15 protein-coding genes are annotated in these 17,076 nt (G+C 72.6%); 14 read left to right on the top strand and 1 reads right to left on the bottom strand.

From position 1 onward, the window contains the following. Nucleotides 1–124: 124 nt before the first annotated feature. The 12 genes from OHT74_RS23165 (at nucleotide 125) to OHT74_RS23220 (ending at nucleotide 15,190) form a co-directional block, all read left to right on the top strand. Nucleotides 125–631, top strand: a complete 507-nt coding sequence (locus OHT74_RS23165; protein WP_443047477.1) for a hypothetical protein — start codon at nucleotides 125–127, stop codon at nucleotides 629–631. A gap of 62 nt (nucleotides 632–693) precedes the next feature. Further along, on the top strand, nucleotides 694–1,581 hold the full coding sequence (locus OHT74_RS23170; RefSeq protein WP_328621269.1) for a TatD family hydrolase: 888 nt from the start codon (nucleotides 694–696) through the stop codon (nucleotides 1,579–1,581). Between the two features lie 121 nt (nucleotides 1,582–1,702). After that, on the top strand, nucleotides 1,703–3,175 hold the full coding sequence (locus OHT74_RS23175; protein ID WP_323139589.1) for a ubiquitin-like domain-containing protein: 1,473 nt from the start codon (nucleotides 1,703–1,705) through the stop codon (nucleotides 3,173–3,175). A gap of 115 nt (nucleotides 3,176–3,290) precedes the next feature. Further along, a complete protein-coding gene (gene rsmA, locus OHT74_RS23180) occupies nucleotides 3,291–4,202 on the top strand; it encodes a 16S rRNA (adenine(1518)-N(6)/adenine(1519)-N(6))-dimethyltransferase RsmA (protein ID WP_266666327.1) in 912 nt (303 codons plus the stop codon). After that, on the top strand, nucleotides 4,199–5,107 hold the full coding sequence (locus OHT74_RS23185) for a 4-(cytidine 5'-diphospho)-2-C-methyl-D-erythritol kinase (protein ID WP_328621270.1): 909 nt from the start codon (nucleotides 4,199–4,201) through the stop codon (nucleotides 5,105–5,107). Before rsmA ends, OHT74_RS23185 begins: the two co-directional genes overlap by 4 nt. A gap of 98 nt (nucleotides 5,108–5,205) precedes the next feature. Further along, nucleotides 5,206–6,531, top strand: a complete 1,326-nt coding sequence (locus tag OHT74_RS23190) for an acyltransferase family protein (protein WP_328621271.1) — start codon at nucleotides 5,206–5,208, stop codon at nucleotides 6,529–6,531. A 54-nt stretch (nucleotides 6,532–6,585) separates the two neighbouring features. Beyond that, complete coding sequence (locus tag OHT74_RS23195; protein WP_266666332.1) at nucleotides 6,586–8,385, top strand: ABC-F family ATP-binding cassette domain-containing protein; 1,800 nt, start codon at nucleotides 6,586–6,588, stop codon at nucleotides 8,383–8,385. Nucleotides 8,386–8,540: 155 nt separating this feature from the next. Continuing rightward, nucleotides 8,541–10,217 carry an outer membrane protein assembly factor BamB family protein gene (locus OHT74_RS23200; protein ID WP_328621272.1) on the top strand — a complete coding sequence of 559 codons (1,677 nt, stop codon included), beginning with the start codon at nucleotides 8,541–8,543 and terminating at the stop codon, nucleotides 10,215–10,217. Nucleotides 10,218–10,258: 41 nt separating this feature from the next. After that, on the top strand, nucleotides 10,259–12,046 hold the full coding sequence (locus OHT74_RS23205) for an outer membrane protein assembly factor BamB family protein (RefSeq protein ID WP_328621273.1): 1,788 nt from the start codon (nucleotides 10,259–10,261) through the stop codon (nucleotides 12,044–12,046). Nucleotides 12,047–12,190: 144 nt separating this feature from the next. Then, nucleotides 12,191–12,889 (top strand): response regulator transcription factor, encoded by a 699-nt coding sequence (locus OHT74_RS23210; protein WP_266666338.1) that lies wholly within the window; start codon nucleotides 12,191–12,193, stop codon nucleotides 12,887–12,889. Between the two features lie 95 nt (nucleotides 12,890–12,984). After that, nucleotides 12,985–13,932, top strand: coding sequence for a UDP-glucose 4-epimerase GalE (gene galE, locus OHT74_RS23215; protein WP_328621274.1), 948 nt, complete (start codon nucleotides 12,985–12,987; stop codon nucleotides 13,930–13,932). Between the two features lie 493 nt (nucleotides 13,933–14,425). Further along, a complete protein-coding gene (locus OHT74_RS23220; RefSeq protein ID WP_266666340.1) occupies nucleotides 14,426–15,190 on the top strand; it encodes a LuxR C-terminal-related transcriptional regulator in 765 nt (254 codons plus the stop codon). Here OHT74_RS23220 and OHT74_RS23225 read toward each other — a convergent pair. Then, on the bottom strand, nucleotides 15,149–15,646 hold the full coding sequence (locus OHT74_RS23225; RefSeq protein ID WP_030297045.1) for a MarR family winged helix-turn-helix transcriptional regulator: 498 nt from the start codon (nucleotides 15,644–15,646) through the stop codon (nucleotides 15,149–15,151). The two genes, OHT74_RS23220 and OHT74_RS23225, sit on opposite strands and share 42 nt — an antisense overlap. A 175-nt stretch (nucleotides 15,647–15,821) precedes the next feature. On the opposite strand from OHT74_RS23225, the gene OHT74_RS23230 reads away from it, so the two are divergent. Together OHT74_RS23230 and OHT74_RS23235 are read left to right on the top strand one after the other, a co-directional pair. Continuing rightward, nucleotides 15,822–16,679 carry a trans-aconitate 2-methyltransferase gene (locus OHT74_RS23230; protein WP_328621275.1) on the top strand — a complete coding sequence of 286 codons (858 nt, stop codon included), beginning with the start codon at nucleotides 15,822–15,824 and terminating at the stop codon, nucleotides 16,677–16,679. A 2-nt stretch (nucleotides 16,680–16,681) separates the two neighbouring features. Then, nucleotides 16,682–17,059: a VOC family protein gene (locus OHT74_RS23235; protein WP_266666345.1), complete on the top strand. Its 378-nt coding sequence runs from the start codon at nucleotides 16,682–16,684 to the stop codon at nucleotides 17,057–17,059. Nucleotides 17,060–17,076: the final 17 nt, after the last annotated feature.

The raw sequence follows: 17,076 nt of genomic DNA on the forward strand, positions 1-17,076 counted from the left end.
CGCGCACCGGGCGCTTTGGGACATGAGTCGCCCAAAGGCCGTCCAACAGTAGACAGGGCCTGATGCGCTCCCGCCTGAAGAGGCGTCCACTGGCAATGGCACCAGTGGAACAAGAGGAGCTGGCATGAGTGAGATCGCAGACACCTCGGTACCCGTCCCCGCCCCCGTACCCGCCCCGGCAGCACCCGCCTCCGTGCCGAGGCCCGGTGTGCACACCGTGCACGAGGCCTACTCGTTCGCGTGCATGAAGTGCGGGTACGCCTGGGAGCAGGGCTACGAGATCGAGCACCACGTCGACGGCAATGGCCAGCCCTTCATCATCTATACGGTCAAGGGCGAGCGGGTGCCCTCCCCGCTGTCGAACCCGACCTGCCACAACTGCGGCGGGCACGTGGTGCGGATCATGCGGGAAGGCCAGGTGTCGTCGGTGCTCGGCACGATCGACAAGCTCTACCACCACCGCATCTCGCCCGGGATCGCCGGCCCGGTGCCGGCCGGCGCGAACGTCCCGCGGGCCCCGAAGCAGCGCAGGATCCCGCTGCACGACGCCCCCGGGCCCGTCCCGGTGGACGACGCCGAGGAGCGCGGGGGCTGGCTCTCCCGCCTGATGAGGATCTTCCGCCGGTCATAGGGGCCCGGTCACGGCCATGAGCGCCGGGTCGCGGTCAGGAGACCGGTCATAAGATCGGCCGTATGAGCACTGCCGCCAAGGACGCCTCGAAGGACACCCCGCCGCCGCTGCCCGAACCCCTGCGGGTGGCGGTCGCGGACTCCCACACCCATCTGGACATGCAGGCCGGCACCGTCGAGGAAGGCCTCGCCAAGGCCGCCTCGGTCGGGGTGACCACCGTCGTCCAGGTGGGCTGCGACGTGAAGGGCTCCCGCTGGGCGGCCGAGACCGCCGCCGCGTACGAGAACGTCCACGCTGCCGTGGCCCTTCACCCGAACGAAGCCCCCCGCATCGTCCACGGGGATCCCGACGGCTGGTCCCGGCAGGGCGCGCGGGACGGGGGCGGCGAGGCCGCGCTCGACGAGGCGCTGGCCGAGATCGAGGAGCTGGCGAAGCTCGCCCACGTGAAGGCCGTCGGTGAGACCGGGCTGGACTACTTCCGCACCGGGCCCGAGGGCATGGCCGCGCAGGAGCGTTCCTTCCGCGCGCACATCGAGATCGCGAAGCGGCAGGGCAAGGCCCTGGTCATCCATGACCGCGAGGCCCACGCGGACGTCCTGCGCATCCTGCGCGAGGAGGGCGCACCCGAGCGCACCGTCTTCCACTGCTACTCCGGGGACGCCGAGATGGCCCGCGAGTGCGCCGCCGCCGGGTACTACATGTCGTTCGCCGGGACCGTGACGTTCAAGAACGCCCGGCCGCTGCGCGAGGCCCTCGCCGTGGCCCCGCCGGAGCTGGTGCTCGTCGAGACCGACGCCCCGTACCTCACCCCCGCGCCGTACCGCGGACGGCCCAACGCGCCGTACCTCATTCCGCTGACCGTACGGGCGATGGCGGCGGTACGGGGGATCGACGAGGACGCGATGGCCACCGCCCTGGCGGCGAACACGGCGCGCGCCTTCGACTACTGAGGACCACCCGGCCCGCAGAGACAGCCGACACGCTGGGTAGCCGCTCGACTTTGGTGAGTGACGGACGTCCGCTAGGGTGCCGTGCCCGAACCGATGGGGCCGGACCAGTGGAGCGAGCGTCGTGAGCGAGAGTCCTTTCACCGGGTTGTACGGGGACGAGGCCGCCCCGGACCCGGAGCCGGCCGTGGTACCCGCCCCGCGCACCGGCGACCGGCGGGCCGCCCGGCGCCGCAGGAGCGCCGAGGCCGGCCCCGCACCCGCAGTACCGCCCGCCCCGACCGGGCGGCGCCGGGCCGCGCCCGCCGCGGGCGCGGACCTCGCGGCGCCCGCCGGACCCGGCACCGGGCGCCGCCGCAGCCCGGACCCCGGCCCCCGGGGCCCCGGCGCAGCCACCGGCCCCGGACAAGGCCCCGCCCTCGGCGCCGGCACCGGCGTCCACTCCGTCCCCGCCGGGACCGGACGGCGTCGCCGTACCACCCCCGCCGAGACGGCCGCGGGCCGGGACGCCTGGCGGCGGATCGTCCCCCAGGCGCTCGTCGTCGCCTTCCTGGCCGGCGGCACCACGGCCTTCGTCGCCGCCGACAAGTCGGTACGCCTCACCGTGGACGGGGAGCCCAGGACGCTGCACACCTTCGCCGACGACGTCGACGAACTCCTCGCCGCCGAAGGGGTCGGCGTCGGCCCCCACGACCTCGTCGCCCCCGCCCGGGGCGAGGCCCTCGACGACGGCGACGAGATCGTCGTCCGCTACGGCCGCCCCGTGCGCCTGACCCTCGACGGACAGAGCCGTCAGGTGTGGACCACCGCCGGCACCGTCGAGGGCGCGCTGCGCCAGTTCGGCATCCGCGTCGAGGGCGCCTCCCTCTCCGCCCCGCGCACCGCCCCCGTGCCCCGCGCCGGCCTCACCCTCGCCGTCCGCACCGAACGCAGCGTCACCTTCATGGCGGACGGCCGCGAGAGCACCATCCGCACCAACGCCGCCACCGTCCAGGAGGCCCTCGGCCAGGCCGGGATCACCCTCCAGGGCCAGGACACCACCTCCGTCCCGCCCGCCTCCTTCCCGCGCGACGGCCAGACCGTCACCGTGCTCCGCATCACCGGCACCCGCGAGGTCCGCGAGGAGCGCATCCCGTACGAGACCGAGAGGACCGAGGACGACGACCTGTTCGCCGGCACCGAGGTCGTCGAGCGGGCGGGCCGCCCCGGAGCGCGCCGGGTCACCTACGCCCTGCGCACCGTCAACGGGGTCCGGCAGAAGCCCCGCAAGGTCGCCGAGGAGATCGTCCGCGAGCCCGTCACCCAGCTGGTCACGGTCGGCACGAAGCCGCTGCCGACCTCCGTCTCCGGGGCGGACGGCCTCGACTGGGGGGCACTGGCCCAGTGCGAGTCCGGCGGCCGCCCGGCAGCCACCGACGCCTCGGGCACCTACGGCGGCCTGTACCAGTTCGACGTCCGCACCTGGCAGAGCCTCGGCGGCTCCGGACGCCCCCAGGACGCCCCGGGCCCGGAACAGACGTACCGGGCGAAGAAGCTCTACGTACAACGGGGCGCGACTCCGTGGCCCCACTGCGGCCGCCGGCTCTACCGCGGCTGATGCGGCGCAAGACCGGCCTGGGCGCGGCCACGAGGCGGACGAGTCACTTCCCAGGCGATCTCGCAACGCGAGGAGCGCATGCAGGAAACCCGGGCCGATCTGAGACGCTTTACCGGTGAGCACCGCAGAGCAGCAGCCCGAGCCTTCGACCAGCACGCCCCCCGACGCCCTTCTCGGACCGGCAGAGATCCGGGAACTGGCCGCCGTACTCGGCGTACGGCCGACGAAGCAGAAGGGGCAGAACTTCGTCATCGACGCCAACACGGTGCGCCGGATCGTGCGCACCGCCGAGGTGCGGCCCGACGACGTGGTCGTCGAGGTCGGGCCGGGGCTGGGATCGCTGACGCTCGCGCTGCTGGAGGCCGCCGACCGGGTCACCGCCGTCGAGATCGACGACGTCCTGGCCGCGGCGCTGCCCGCCACCATCGAGGCGCGGATGCCGCAGCGCAAGGACCGCTTCGCGCTCGTGCACTCCGACGCGATGCTCGTGACGGAACTGCCGGGTCCGGCGCCGACCGCGCTCGTCGCGAACCTGCCGTACAACGTGGCCGTGCCGGTGCTGCTGACCATGCTGGACCGCTTCCCGACCATCGAGCGCACGCTGGTGATGGTCCAGGCGGAGGTCGCCGACCGGCTGGCCGCCGAGCCGGGCAACAAGGTGTACGGGGTGCCCTCCGTCAAGGCGAACTGGTACGCGCACGTCAAGCGCGCCGGGTCCATCGGCCGCAAGGTCTTCTGGCCGGCGCCGAACGTGGACTCGGGCCTGGTGTCGCTGGTGCGGCGGGCCGAGCCGATCAAGACGACCGCCACGAAGGCGGAGGTCTTCGCCGTCGTGGACGCGGCCTTCGCACAGCGCCGCAAGACGCTGCGTGCCGCGCTGGCCGGCTGGGCCGGCTCGGCTGCGGGCGCCGAGGCGGCGCTGGTCGCCGCCGGGATCTCCCCGCAGGCACGCGGCGAGTCGCTGACGGTGGAGGAGTTCGCGGCGATCGCCGAGCACAAGCCCGCGCAGGAGAGGCCCGCGCTGTGACCGCGACCACGAGAGTGACCGTACGGGTCCCCGCGAAGGTCAACGTCCAGCTGGCGGTGGGCGCGGCGCGGCCGGACGGCTTCCACGACCTGGCCAACGTCTTCCTCGCCGTGTCGCTGTACGACGAGGTGACGGTCACCCCGGCCGATGTCCTGACCGTCACCTGCACCGGACCCGACGCCGACCAGGTCCCGCTGGACCGGACGAACCTGGCGGCGCGCGCCGCCGAGATCCTCGCGGCCCGGGCCGGGATCGAACCCGCCGTCCACCTCCACATCGCGAAGAACATCCCGGTCGCGGGAGGCATGGCGGGCGGCAGCGCGGACGGCGCGGCGGCCCTGCTGGCCTGCGACACCCTGTGGGGTCTGAACACCCCGCACGCGCAGCTCCTCGACATCTGCGCGGAGCTCGGCAGCGACGTCCCCTTCAGCCTGGTCGGCGGAGCCGCGCTCGGCACCGGCCGCGGTGAGCTGCTGACCCCGGTAGAGGCGGGCACCTTCCACTGGGTGTTCGCGGTCGCCGACGGCGGCCTGTCCACCCCGGCGGTGTTCCGGGAGTTCGACCGCCTCGCGGAGGGTACGGAGATCCCGGAGCCCGATGCCTCCCCGGCGCTCCTGGCGGCCCTCGCCTCGGGCGACGCGGACGCGCTGGCGGCCACACTGGCCAACGACCTCCAGCCCGCGGCGCTCTCGCTGCGCCCGCAGCTGGCCGGGACACTGGCGGCGGGCACCGACGGTGGTGCGCTCGCCGCGCTCGTCTCGGGCTCGGGGCCCACGACGGCCTTCCTGTGCCGGGACGCCGAGTCCGCCGAGAAGGTGGCGGCGGGCCTGTCCGCGTCCGGCACGTGCCGGGCCACGCGCGTGGCGTCCAGCCCGGCCCCCGGAGCCACGGTCCTGCCGTCCTGACCCCGCAGGGCCGGCTGCCGTGCCGCGCCGGGTACTCATACAGGAGTTGAGTACCCGCGCCCTGTCGGGAGACGGCCCGCGGCGGCGACCGTAGCTCCATGACAGCCACCACCGCACGGGCCATGGCCGACGCCACCCCCGCCGACCGCGACCGGTACGTCGACCTGCTGCGGGTCGCCTCGCTCGGGACCGTGCTCTTCGGGCACTGGCTGATGGCCGCCGTCAGCAGCGACGGCATAGGGAACCTGCTCGCCCTCGTCCCCGCGCTCCAGGTGCTCACCTGGGGCCTGCAGATCATGCCGGTGTTCTTCTTCGTCGGGGGGTTCTCGCACGCCCTGTCGTACCGGTCCCTCGCCAGGAAGGCCGAAGGGCGGCCCGTCTACGCCGCCTTCCTGCGGGCCCGGCTCCAGCGGCTGCTGCGCCCCACCCTCGTGTTCGTCCTCGTCTGGACCGCCGGGGCGCTGGCCGTGCAGCTCGCCGGCGGCGGGGACGGGCGGCTGACCGGGGCCGCCCTGCGGCTGGTCACCCAGCCGCTGTGGTTCATCGGGATCTACCTCGCCATGGTCGCCTTCACCCCGGCCCTGCTGACGCTCCACCAGCGCTGGGGCTGGGGGGCGTTCGCCCTCCTCGCCGGGTCCGCGGCCGCCGTCGACGTGCTCCGCTTCGCGCTCGGCGTCCCGTACGTCGAGTTCCTGAACTTCGCCTTCGTCTGGCTCGCCGTCCACCAGCTCGGCTTCCTGCGCGCCGACGGCCGGATCACCCGCCCCGGCCTGCTCGCCGCCGCCGGGCTCACCGGCGCGGTGCTGCTCGTCGCGTACGGCCCGTACCCGCTGTCCATGGTCGGGATGCCCGGCGAGAAGGTCTCCAACATGGCCCCGCCCACCCTCGCCCTGCTGGCGCACGGGATGTGGCTCGTCGGCGCCGTGCAGCTGCTCGCGGCCCCGGCCACCGCCTGGCTCGCCCGCCCCCGGGTCTGGCGCACGGTCGTCGCCGCCAACGGCATCGCCATGACCGCCTTCCTCTGGCACCTCACCGCCATGCTCGCCGTGTACGCGGCCCAGCTCGCGCTCGGCGTCGCGCTCCCCGCACCCGCCTCCGCCGCCTGGTGGGCCCAGGTGCCGCTGCGGCTGCTCGCCGCCGCCGGGCTGACCGCCGTACTCGTCGCCCTCTTCCGCAGGTTCGAAGCCCCGGCGCGCACCGCTGCCGAGCCGGGCAGCGGGCCGCTGGCCGCCCTCGGCACCACCCTGTGCCTGTTCGGCATCCTCGGCCTGTCCACGACCGGGCTCGGCGGCCTCCTCGAAGGCCACAGCGCCACCTTGATCGCCCTTCCGGTCACGGCGCCCGCCGCGATCGCCATGGCACTGGGCGGCTGGCTCCTGGTGGAACGTTCCGGAGCGGCCCGGAGGGTTAGGCTGGGGGGCTGATCCACACCCTCCCCCGGGACCCGTCCGGGGGGACCCCCACCTGGAGCGCTCCTGATGGCCGTCAATCTGGTCAATGTCGAGGCAGTCGGCAAGGTGTACGGAACCCGTGCCCTGCTCGACGGCATCTCCCTCGGCGTGTCCGAGGGGGACCGGATCGGTGTCGTGGGCCGCAACGGCGACGGCAAGACCACCCTCATCCGCATGCTCGCCAAGCTCGAGGAGCCCGACACCGGCCGGGTCACCCAGAGCGGCGGCCTGCGCATGGGCGTGCTCACCCAGCACGACTCCCTCGACCCCGCGGCGACCATCCGCCACGAGATCATCCGGGACATGGCCGACCACGAGTGGGCCGGCAACGCCAAGATCCGCGACGTGCTGACCGGACTCTTCGGCGGCCTCGACCTCCCCGGCTTCGGCCAGGGCCTCGACACCGTCATCGGCCCGCTCTCCGGCGGTGAGCGCCGCCGCATCGCGCTCGCCAAGCTGCTCATCGCCGACCAGGACCTGCTCGTCCTCGACGAGCCCACCAACCACCTCGACGTCGAGGGCATCTCCTGGCTGGCCAAGCACCTCCAGGAACGACGCTCCGCGCTCGTCTGCGTCACCCACGACCGCTGGTTCCTCGACCAGGTCTGCACCCGCATGTGGGACGTGCAGCGCGGCTCCGTGTTCGAGTACGAGGGCGGCTACAGCGACTACGTCTTCGCCCGCGCCGAGCGCGACCGCATCGCCGCCACGGAGGAGTCCAAGCGGCAGAACCTGATGCGCAAGGAGCTGGCCTGGCTGCGCCGCGGCGCCCCCGCCCGGACCTCCAAGCCGCGCTACCGCATCGAGGCCGCGAACGAGCTCATCGCGGACGTGCCGCCGCCGCGCGACAAGTCCGAGCTGATGAAGTTCGCCAACGCCCGCCTCGGCAAGACCGTCTTCGACCTGGAGAACGTCACCGTCCAGGCCGGGCCGAAGACCCTGCTCAAGGGCCTCACCTGGCACCTCGGCCCCGGCGACCGCGTCGGCCTCGTCGGCGTCAACGGCGCCGGCAAGACCTCCCTGCTGCGCGCGCTCGCCGAGGCGGCCCGTACCCAGGGCGACGTACAGCCGGCCGCCGGCAGCGTCACCGTCGGCAAGACGGTGAAGCTGGCGTACCTCTCCCAGGAGGTCGGTGAACTCGACCCGTCCTTGCGGGTCCTGGAGGCGGTGCAGCGCGTACGCGACCGCGTGGACCTCGGCAAGGGCCGCGAGATGACTGCCGGTCAGCTGTGCGAGCAGTTCGGTTTCACCAAGGAGAAGCAGTGGACGCCCGTCGGAGACCTCTCCGGCGGTGAGCGGCGCCGACTGCAGATCCTGCGGCTGCTGATGGACGAGCCCAACGTGCTCTTCCTCGACGAGCCCACCAACGACCTCGACATCGAGACCCTCACCCAGCTCGAGGACCTCCTCGACGGCTGGCCGGGCTCGATGATCGTGATCTCCCACGACCGGTTCTTCATCGAGCGCACCACCGACACGGTGATGGCGCTGCTGGGCGACGCCAGCCTGCGGATGCTGCCGCGCGGCCTCGACGAGTACCTGGAGCGCCGGCAGAAGATGATCGAGGCGGCCGCCCCGGCGCCCGCCCCGGCCGCCGCCGCCAAGTCGAGCGCCTCGGGCGACTCGCGCGCGGCGAAGAAGGAGCTCGCGAAGATCGAGCGCCAGCTCAACAAGATGGCGGACCGCGAGACGAATCTGCACGCCCAGATCGCCGAGAACGCCACCGATTTCGACAAGGTCGCGAAGCTCGACGCGGAGCTGCGCGAACTCATCTCGGACCGGGACGAGTTGGAGATGCGCTGGCTCGAGCTGGCCGAGGAGGCCTAGATCCCGACACCCGTCGGCGTCAACTGGCCTGATAACGGCGTTGTCACGGGCCGGTCCTCCCTTGGGAACAGGGGCTGGACCGGCCCGTTGTACGAGCGCTGTCAGTGATAGAAAGGTGATCCCCCTACGCCACCCGACGCCGAAGGTATGCGCTGATGACCGAGCCGCCCAAGCCGCCGAACCAGCCGCCCACACCTTCCGGTTACGGTCACCTGCCCGGCCCGCCGCAGCCCGGATGGGGGCACCACCCAGCGGTAGCTGGGGGAGGCTACCCGCAGCAGGGCGAGAACCCGTACGCCCAGCAGCCCCCGACGCAGCCGATGCACCCGGCGCAGCCCGCGCCGCCGATGCCGCAGCAGGGCTACCTCCCGCCGCCGCCCGGCGCGCCGACCGCCGCGATGCAGCAGGCCGGGGGCATGCCGCCCAAGAAGAAGACGGCCGTGCTCATCGCCGCAGCCGTCGCCGGCGTACTCGTCCTCGCCGCCGGCGGCTACTTCGCCTTCGCCGGCGGCAGCGACGGGGACCCGAAGAAGCCCGTCGCGCAGAGCTCCGCCCCGGCCGACGCCAAGCCCTCCGGCGAGGTGGACAAGGGCGACGGCAGCGGCAACGGGTCCAAGGCGGGCGAGGACCTCAACGCCGGCCGCAAGCAGGGCGAGGACAAGGCCCTCTGGCTCAGGACCGCCAAGATCGACGGCCCCGGCATGGGTGTGGAGTCCGCCGGCCAGTGGATCGTCGGCGACACCGTCGTCAAGAGCGTCTGGAAGAACCTCACCGCCTACGGGGTCACCGACGGCAAGGAGAAGTGGACGCTCGCGTTCCCCAATCCCATCTGCTCCGTCACCCGGCAGACCACCGCCGAGAGCAAGACCGTCGTCATGTTCAAGGACGGCGACGGAGACAACGCCACCTGCAACCAGATGAAGCAGGTCGACCTCAAGGCGGGCAAGGAAGGCTGGACGAAGGAGGTCCCCTCGGAGGGCCTCTTCGACATCATGACCTTCCCCAGCCTGGGCATCACCGGCGACACCGTCGCCGTCAGCCGCAGCGGCACCGCCAGCGCCTTCAAGGTCAGCACCGGCGACAAGCTCTTCGGCAGCGCCACCGCCGAGGGCTGCAAGCCCGGCTCGTACACCGTGGACAACGGCAAGATGATCGCCCTCTCCGCCTGTTACGACGAGGAGCTCTCCAACGAGGTGTCGGGCGCCGACCCCGTCACGGGCAAGAAGAGCTGGACCTTCAAGCTGCCCGCGAAGTACAAGGTCGCCGCCGTCTACTCGCTGGACCCCGTCGTCCTCGACATCGGCAACCAGGACAAGAAGGAACGCGCCATCGTGGTCCTCGGACCCGACGGGAAGCAGCGTGCCACCGTCAACGGCGAGGGTGGGTTCGCCACCGAGTGCGACAACGGCCTCTTCGTCTCCGTCGCGGTCTGCTCCACCACCGCCGTGGACGCGAACACCCTCTACATGCCGACCGTCGCGGAGTCCGGCAAGGCCAACGAGATCGTCGCCTTCGACCTGGGCACCGGCAAGGTCAAGTGGCGCACCCCCGCCGGCGACGGCCGCACCATCACCCCGATCGGGGCCGCGAACGGCCAGCTGCTCGCCTACCGCAAGGCCACCTCCGACCAGGGCGGCGAGGTCGTCTCGATCCCGGCCGCCGGCGGCACGCCCACCGCGCTGCTGCGCAACCCGTCGGGACCCTCCGCTCCCATCGAGAACGGCTTCTACATGTCGAAGATCGACTACGTGGACGGCCGGCTCTTCATCTCCCAAACCCGCCTTCTCGCCAAGGGCACGGACGAGAAGCTCCTGATGGTCTTCGGCAAGTGAACGAGTCCACCGAGCCGCCCACCGAGAGGCAGTAGCAAGCGATGAGTACCCCGCCGCCCCCCAACCAGCCGCCCGCCGGCGGCTTCGGAGCGCCGCAGGATCCCCCGCCCCAGGGGTTCGGCGCGCCGCAGGTCCCGCCGACCGGAGGCTTCGGCGCGCCGCCGGTGCCGCCCGTACCGCCGGCGGCCCCGCAGCAGCCGCCCGTACCGCCGACCGTGCCGGCCGCGCCGGCCGTGCCCCCGCAGGGGCAGCCGGCGTACGGCTATCCGCAGCCGCAGCAGGGATACGGCTACCCGCAGCAGCAGCCGGCCCCCGGTGCCGGCGCCCCGCCCCAGTTCGGCGCGCCCACGGCCCCGATGCAGGCCGCCCAGCCCACGGGCCCGGGCGGCCCGCGCGGCGGAAACGACAAGCGCACCCAGCTGATGATCGTCGGCGCGGCCCTGCTGGCCATCGTCCTGATCATCGCGGGCGGCTTCTGGTACGTCTCCGGCGACGGCGGCGGCGACGACAAGCAGCCCACCGCGGACGGCAGCCCCAGCGGCAAGCCCGCGGCCGGCACCCCCGGTTCGGAGAAGGTGCCCGCCAACGTCAAGTCGAAGCCGCTGTTCAACCAGCCGAGCCCGACCCCGGAAGACGTCGTCAGCGTCGCCGGCTCCTGGCTCACCGACTCCACCTACGTCAAGTCCGACGTGTCGAAGGTCGTCGGCTACAACACCGTCGACGGCGCCAAGAAGTGGGAGATCCCGTTCCCGGGCGAGATCTGCGGAGCGACCAAGCACGTCAGCGACAACAAGACGGCCGTCCTCTTCCGGCCGGCGCAGTCCACGCCCGAGGCCAAGTACCCGGCGTGCACCGAGGTCGGCGTCATCGACCTGAACGCCGGCAAACTCCTCTGGTCCGCCAACGCCAAGGGCGCCACCACCGGTGACAAGCCGGCCTCCTACTACGAGGTCACGCTCAGCGGCCAGACCGTCGCCGCGGGCGGCACCAGCGGCGGCGCCGCCTGGAACCTCGCCGACGGCAAGTCCCTGTGGACGCCCAAGGTCGACGGCGAGGGCTGCTACGACAGCGGCTACGCCGGCGGCGAGGCCCTCGGCGTGATCCGCAAGTGCGGCCGCGGTGACGCCATCACCCTGTACGCCCAGACCCTGGATCCGGCCACCGGCGCGCAGACGGCCTCGTACAAGCTCTCCCCGGGCATCGAGTGGGCGTCCATCGTCTCCACGAAGCCCCTCATCGTCGCCGCCGACGTCGGCAAGACCGCCAAGAACGCCACCGGCGTCAGCGACCTCTTCGTCGTCGACCCCAAGGGCGAGCTGAAGGCGCGCATCTCGCTCGCCTCCGGCAACTTCGGCGGCAAGTGCGGCGGCACCGAGATCGAGAAGTGCTCCGGATTCGTGGTCGGCAACGGCAAGCTCTACCTGCCCTCGATCGAGCACCAGGGCCAGGCGTCGGCCGGCCGTACCAACGAGCTGCTCTCCTTCGACCTGGAGACCGGCAAGCAGACCACCGACCGCGCCGACGCGGGCGAGCGGTACACCATGTTCCCGCTCCGCATGGACGGGTCGAACGTCATCGCGTACAAGGAGCCCCCGTACGACAAGGGCGGCCAGATCGTCAGCATCGACGGTACGACGATGAAGGAGACCGTCCTCATGGAGAACCCGGCCGAGAAGGCCAGCCGGACCGCCGAGACCGGTTTCTCGCCCGACTACTCCGAATACCGCTACCACAACGGCAAGCTCTTCATCTCCCGGACCACGGCCAGGAAGCCGTACTCCGACAAGGGCGACCCCGAGTACCTGTTCGTCTCCTTCAGCGCCAGCTGATCCCCGGCCGATCCCGGCCGGTCCCCGCAGACGGCTCGAGCCCCCGGAAGGTCCGCCTTCCGGGGGCTTCTGCGCGGTAACCGCCGCGCACCGTCGAACAAGCGTGTAGCTTGCCGGGGCAGAAGGGTCGGGGGTGGGTGCGCGATGGGCGTACGGGTCATGGTGCTCGACGAGCACCGGCTGCTGGCCGAGGCGCTGGCCTCGGCTCTCAAGCTGCGCGGGCACCGGGTGCTGGCCGCGGCCGCTCCGGCCGCGGGCGCCGCCGAACTGGTCATCAGCCGGGCGCCGGAGGTCTGCTTGCTGGGCACCGCCACGCCCGCCGAGCCCGGGGTGTTCGAGCCGGTCGTCCGCATCAAGCGGGAGCGGCCGCAGATCGCCGTCGTCGTCCTCGGCCCGGTGCCGAGCCCGCGCGGGATCGCGGCCGCCTTCGCCGCGGGCGCCTCGGGGTACGTACGCCACGACGAGCGGATCGAAGGCGTGGAGCGGGCGCTGGCCAAGGCACGGGCCGGGGAGGTCGCGATCTCCCCGCAGCTGCTCCAGGGGGCCTTCGCGGAGCTGCTCAACCCCGCCGCCCAGCCCGACGACGAGGGCAGCCGGCTGCTGCGGCTGCTGACCCCGCGCGAGGTGGAGGTGCTGGTCCGGGTCGCCGAGGGCGAGGACACCCGGCTCATCGCCGCCGGCATGGAGATCGCACCGAGCACCGCCCGTACGCACGTCCAGCGGGTGCTGATGAAACTGGGCGTCGGCTCCCGGCTGGAGGCGGCAGCGCTGGCCGCCCGGACCGGTCTGCTGGACCGGGCGGGGCCGGTGCCGGTGGCCGCCGATTTCCCCGGAGGCCCGTAATCCGGTAAGCCAGTGACCGGCATGTGCACGCACCCCGCGTGCATCCCCCTGCGAGAGGCAGTAGGCGAGTGAGCAAGACGGCGTCATCTAAGTACATGGTCACCGGCGGCGCCGGATACGTCGGCAGCGTCGTCGCGGCGCACCTTCTGGAGGCCGGGCACGAGGTCACGGTCCTCGACGACCTCTCCACCGGCTTCCGCGAGGGCGTCCCGGCGGGCGCGGCCTTCATCGAGGGCCGGATCCAGGACGCCGACCGCTACCTGGACGCTTCCTACGACGCGGTGCTGCACTTCGCGGCGTCCTCGCAGGTCGGCGAGTCCGTCGTCAATCCGGGCAAGTACTGGGAGAACAACGTCGGCGGCACGCTCGCCCTGCTCGCCGCGATGCGCGGGGCCGGGGTGCGCAAGCTGGTGTTCTCCTCCACCGCCGCCACCTACGGCGAGCCCACCGAGGGCCTGCTCACCGAGGAATCGGTCACCAAGCCCACCAACCCGTACGGCGCCTCGAAGCTGGCCGTCGACCACATGATCGCGGGGGAGTGCGCGGCGCACGGCGTCGCGGCGGTCTCGCTGCGCTACTTCAACGTGGCGGGCGCGTACGGGGAGTTCGGCGAGCGCCACGACCCCGAGACCCACCTGATCCCGCTGGTGCTCCAGGTCGCCCTGGGCGAGCGCGAGTCGATCTCGGTGTTCGGCGAGGACTACCCGACCCCGGACGGGACCTGCGTCCGCGACTACATCCACGTGGCCGACCTGGCGGAGGCCCACCTGGCCGCCCTCGAGGCCGCCACCGAGGGCGAGCACCTCATCTGCAACCTCGGCAACGGCAACGGCTTCTCGGTCCGTGAGGTCGTCGAGACGGTCCGCAAGGTCACGGGCGCGGAGATCCCCGAGGTCGTCGCCCCGCGCCGGGCCGGCGACCCGGCGGTGCTCGTCGCCTCCGCGCGCGCCGCTCACGAGAAGCTCGGCTGGACCCCGGCCCGCTCGGACCTCACCGGCATCATCACGGACGCCTGGAACTTCACGCGCAAGCACCGTTCCTGACTCCTTGCCGCACCCGCTCACCGCGCCCCCCGCACCCGACGGTGCGGGGGGCGCGGCGCGTGCGGCGGAGTGCGAAGGGAGCGCGTGCGAGCGGCTCAGCGCCGTGGGCGGGCGCGGTGCGCGGGCGCCCGGCGTGCACACGCCGGGTGAAATGCCCTCCGTGCAACTGCCCGTGGCACGCGCCGGTCGGAAACCGCCTTCCAGACCTTCCGTACCGTCCAATTCAAGCCACCCCGCACCGCGTTCGTCACAGCCCAGCCGGAAAATCGCTCGGAAAACTTCTGCTATTCGGCCAACCGTGAGCCGCGACCCGTTCTACGCTGAAGCGTGACACCGGTGGGGGCCGGTGTTGATTCAGGGGTCGAGACACGCCGGGTACGGCGTCCGGTCCGGGGTAGTGCAGAGATGTCTCGGCGGCGGCCGCGGCAGCTGCGGATCACCCGGTCCGGGCGCCGTACCCGCAGTCGTCCGTTCCCCGACCCTTGGGGGTTTTGTGGTTCGCATCCGGGTTCTCGTGGTCGACGATCACCGCATCTTCGCCGAATCGCTCGCAGCCGCGCTCGCGGCCGAGCCCGACGTGGACGTGTCCGCGGCCGGCAGCGGCCCCGCCGCGCTGCGCTGCCTCGAACGGGCGGTGGCCGAGGGCCGCCGCTTCGACGTCCTGCTGGTCGACGCCGATCTCGGCGCCGCCGCCGGGGCCGTGCCCGCCCAGCGCGGCCCGGGCTCCGGGCCACCGCCCGGCGCGGACGGGATCGCGCTGGTCGCCGGGGTGCGGGTGTCCCACCCCGGGGTCCGTACCGTCGTGCTCGCCGAACGCGACGACCCGCGCCGGGCCGCACTCGCCCTGCAGGCAGGGGCTTCCGGCTGGGTGGCGAAGGACTGCTCGCTCTCGCGGCTGCTGGCCGTCATCCGCGGGGTCCTGCGCGAGGAGACCCACCTCCCGCCCGCGCTGCTCACCGGAGTACTCCGCGAACTGACCGCTGCGCGCAAGCACCGTACGGACAGCGAGCGGCTCGTCGAGTCCCTCACGCCGCGGGAGCACGAGGTACTGCGCTGCATGGTGGCGGGGCTGGGCCGCAAGGACGTGGCGGCGCGGCTGTTCCTGTCCCCGCACACCGTCCGCACGCACATGCAGAACGTGCTGGGCAAGCTCGGGGTGCACTCCACGCTCGCGGCGGTGGCACTGGCCCGGCGGGCCGGGGTGCGGCCGGCCGACCTAGCCGGGGATGTTGTCGAACGGAGCGGTCAACTGGCGTAGCAGCGCCGCGAGGTCGCCGCGCTGGGCCTGGGAGAGCTGGGCGAGGATCGCCCGCTCCTGGGCCAGCAGGCCGGCCAGGGCCTGGTCGGCGCGGTCGCGGCCCTCCGGCGTGAGGCGGACCAGTACCCCCCGCCGGTCGTTGGGGTCGGGCAGCCGCTCGACGAGGCCCTTCTTCGCGAGCCGGTCGATGCGATTGGTCATGGTGCCGGAGGTGACCAGCGTCTGCGTCAGCAGCTGGCCGGGGGAGAGCTGGTAGGGCGCGCCGGCCCGGCGCAGCGACGTCAGGACGTCGAACTCCCATGGCTCCAGGCCGTGCTCGGAGAAGGCCAGCCTGCGGGCGCGGTCGAGGTGACGGGCGAGCCTGCTGACGCGGCTCAGTACTTCGAGCGGCTCCACGTCGAGGTCAGGGCGCTCCCGCCGCCATGCCGCAACCAATCGGTCGACCTCGTCCTCCATGCCGATCAGTGTAAGGGGTCTGTCGACGTGAAGTCTCTTCAAATCGAGGATCTCGGCCATAGATATCTTGATATCGGGAATCTTGACATCAAGATATATTTTGGGCGACGATGGGCATGGAGGGGGCCGGAACAGCTTCCGCTTCCGCCCGCCCCGCCAGTAGGGAGGCTCGAACATGCATTCCGATATCGCGCCGGCAAGGATCCCCACAGCCACCACCCACGCCGCGCCCACCTGGGACCCCCAGCAATACCTCCGGCACGCCGGACACCGAACCCGTCCCTTCCTCGACCTCCTGAACCGGATACCCGAACTCCCCACCCGCCCCGCCCGGATCGCCGACCTCGGCTGCGGCCCCGGCAACGTCACCGCGCTGCTCGCCGAACGCTGGCCCGAGGCCCACATCACCGGCTTCGACCTCTCCCCCGAAATGCTCCGGCGCGCCACCGGCGAGTACGCGGGCAAGACCACCGGCGGCGGCAGCCTCGACTTCCACCACGGAGACCTCGCGAGCTGGCTCCCCGAGGAGCCGTACGACCTGATCGTCTCCAACGCCGCCCTCCAGTGGGTCCCGAGCCACCCCGGCTCCTTCGCCGCCTGGATCAACGGGCTGCGCCCCGGCGGCACCTTCGCTTTCCAGATCCCCGGCAACTTCTCCGCCCCCAGCCACGCCCTGCTCGCCGAGCTCTGCGACACCCCGCGCTGGCGGGGCCGGCTCTCCGGACACGGCGCCCGCTACATCCACCTCCTCGAACCCGCCGAGTACCTGGCCCGGTTCACCGAGCTGGGCTGCGCCGTCGACACCTGGGAGACGACGTACCACCAGCTGCTGGCCGGCCCGGACCCGGTGCTCGACTGGGTCAAGGGAACCGCCCTGCGGCCCGTCCTGACCGCCCTCGGGGAGGACCGGGGCGCCGTGGACGCCTTCCTCGCCGAGTACCGTGACCTGCTGCGCGAGGCCTACCCGCCCGGCCCGCGCGGCACGGTCTTCCCGTTCCGCCGCATCTTCGCCGTCGCCCGCAAGGAGCTCTGACCGTGCTGACCGCAGTCGATCACGTCCAACTCGCCGCGCCGCCCGGCTCGGAGGACCGGCTCCGCGCTTACTACACGCACGTCCTCGGCATGACCGAGGTGGCCAAACCGCCCGTCCTCGCCGCCCGCGGCGGCTGCTGGTTCGCGGCCGGGCCGGTGCAGCTGCACCTGGGCGTCGAGGAGGACTTCCGGCCCGCCCGCAAGGCGCACCCGGGGCTGCGGGTGACCGGGATCGAGGCGTACGCGGACAGACTGGCGCAGCGCGGCGCCGAGGTCGTCTGGGACGACAACCTGCCGGGGTACCGCCGCTTCTACTCGGAGGACCCCGTCGGCAACCGGATCGAGTTCTTGGAAGAGCACAGCCTGGAGCCCCTTGCCTGACTGCCCGACCGCCTGGC

This window comes from Streptomyces sp. NBC_00354 (assembly GCF_036106915.1).
GTDB lineage: Bacteria > Actinomycetota > Actinomycetes > Streptomycetales > Streptomycetaceae > Streptomyces.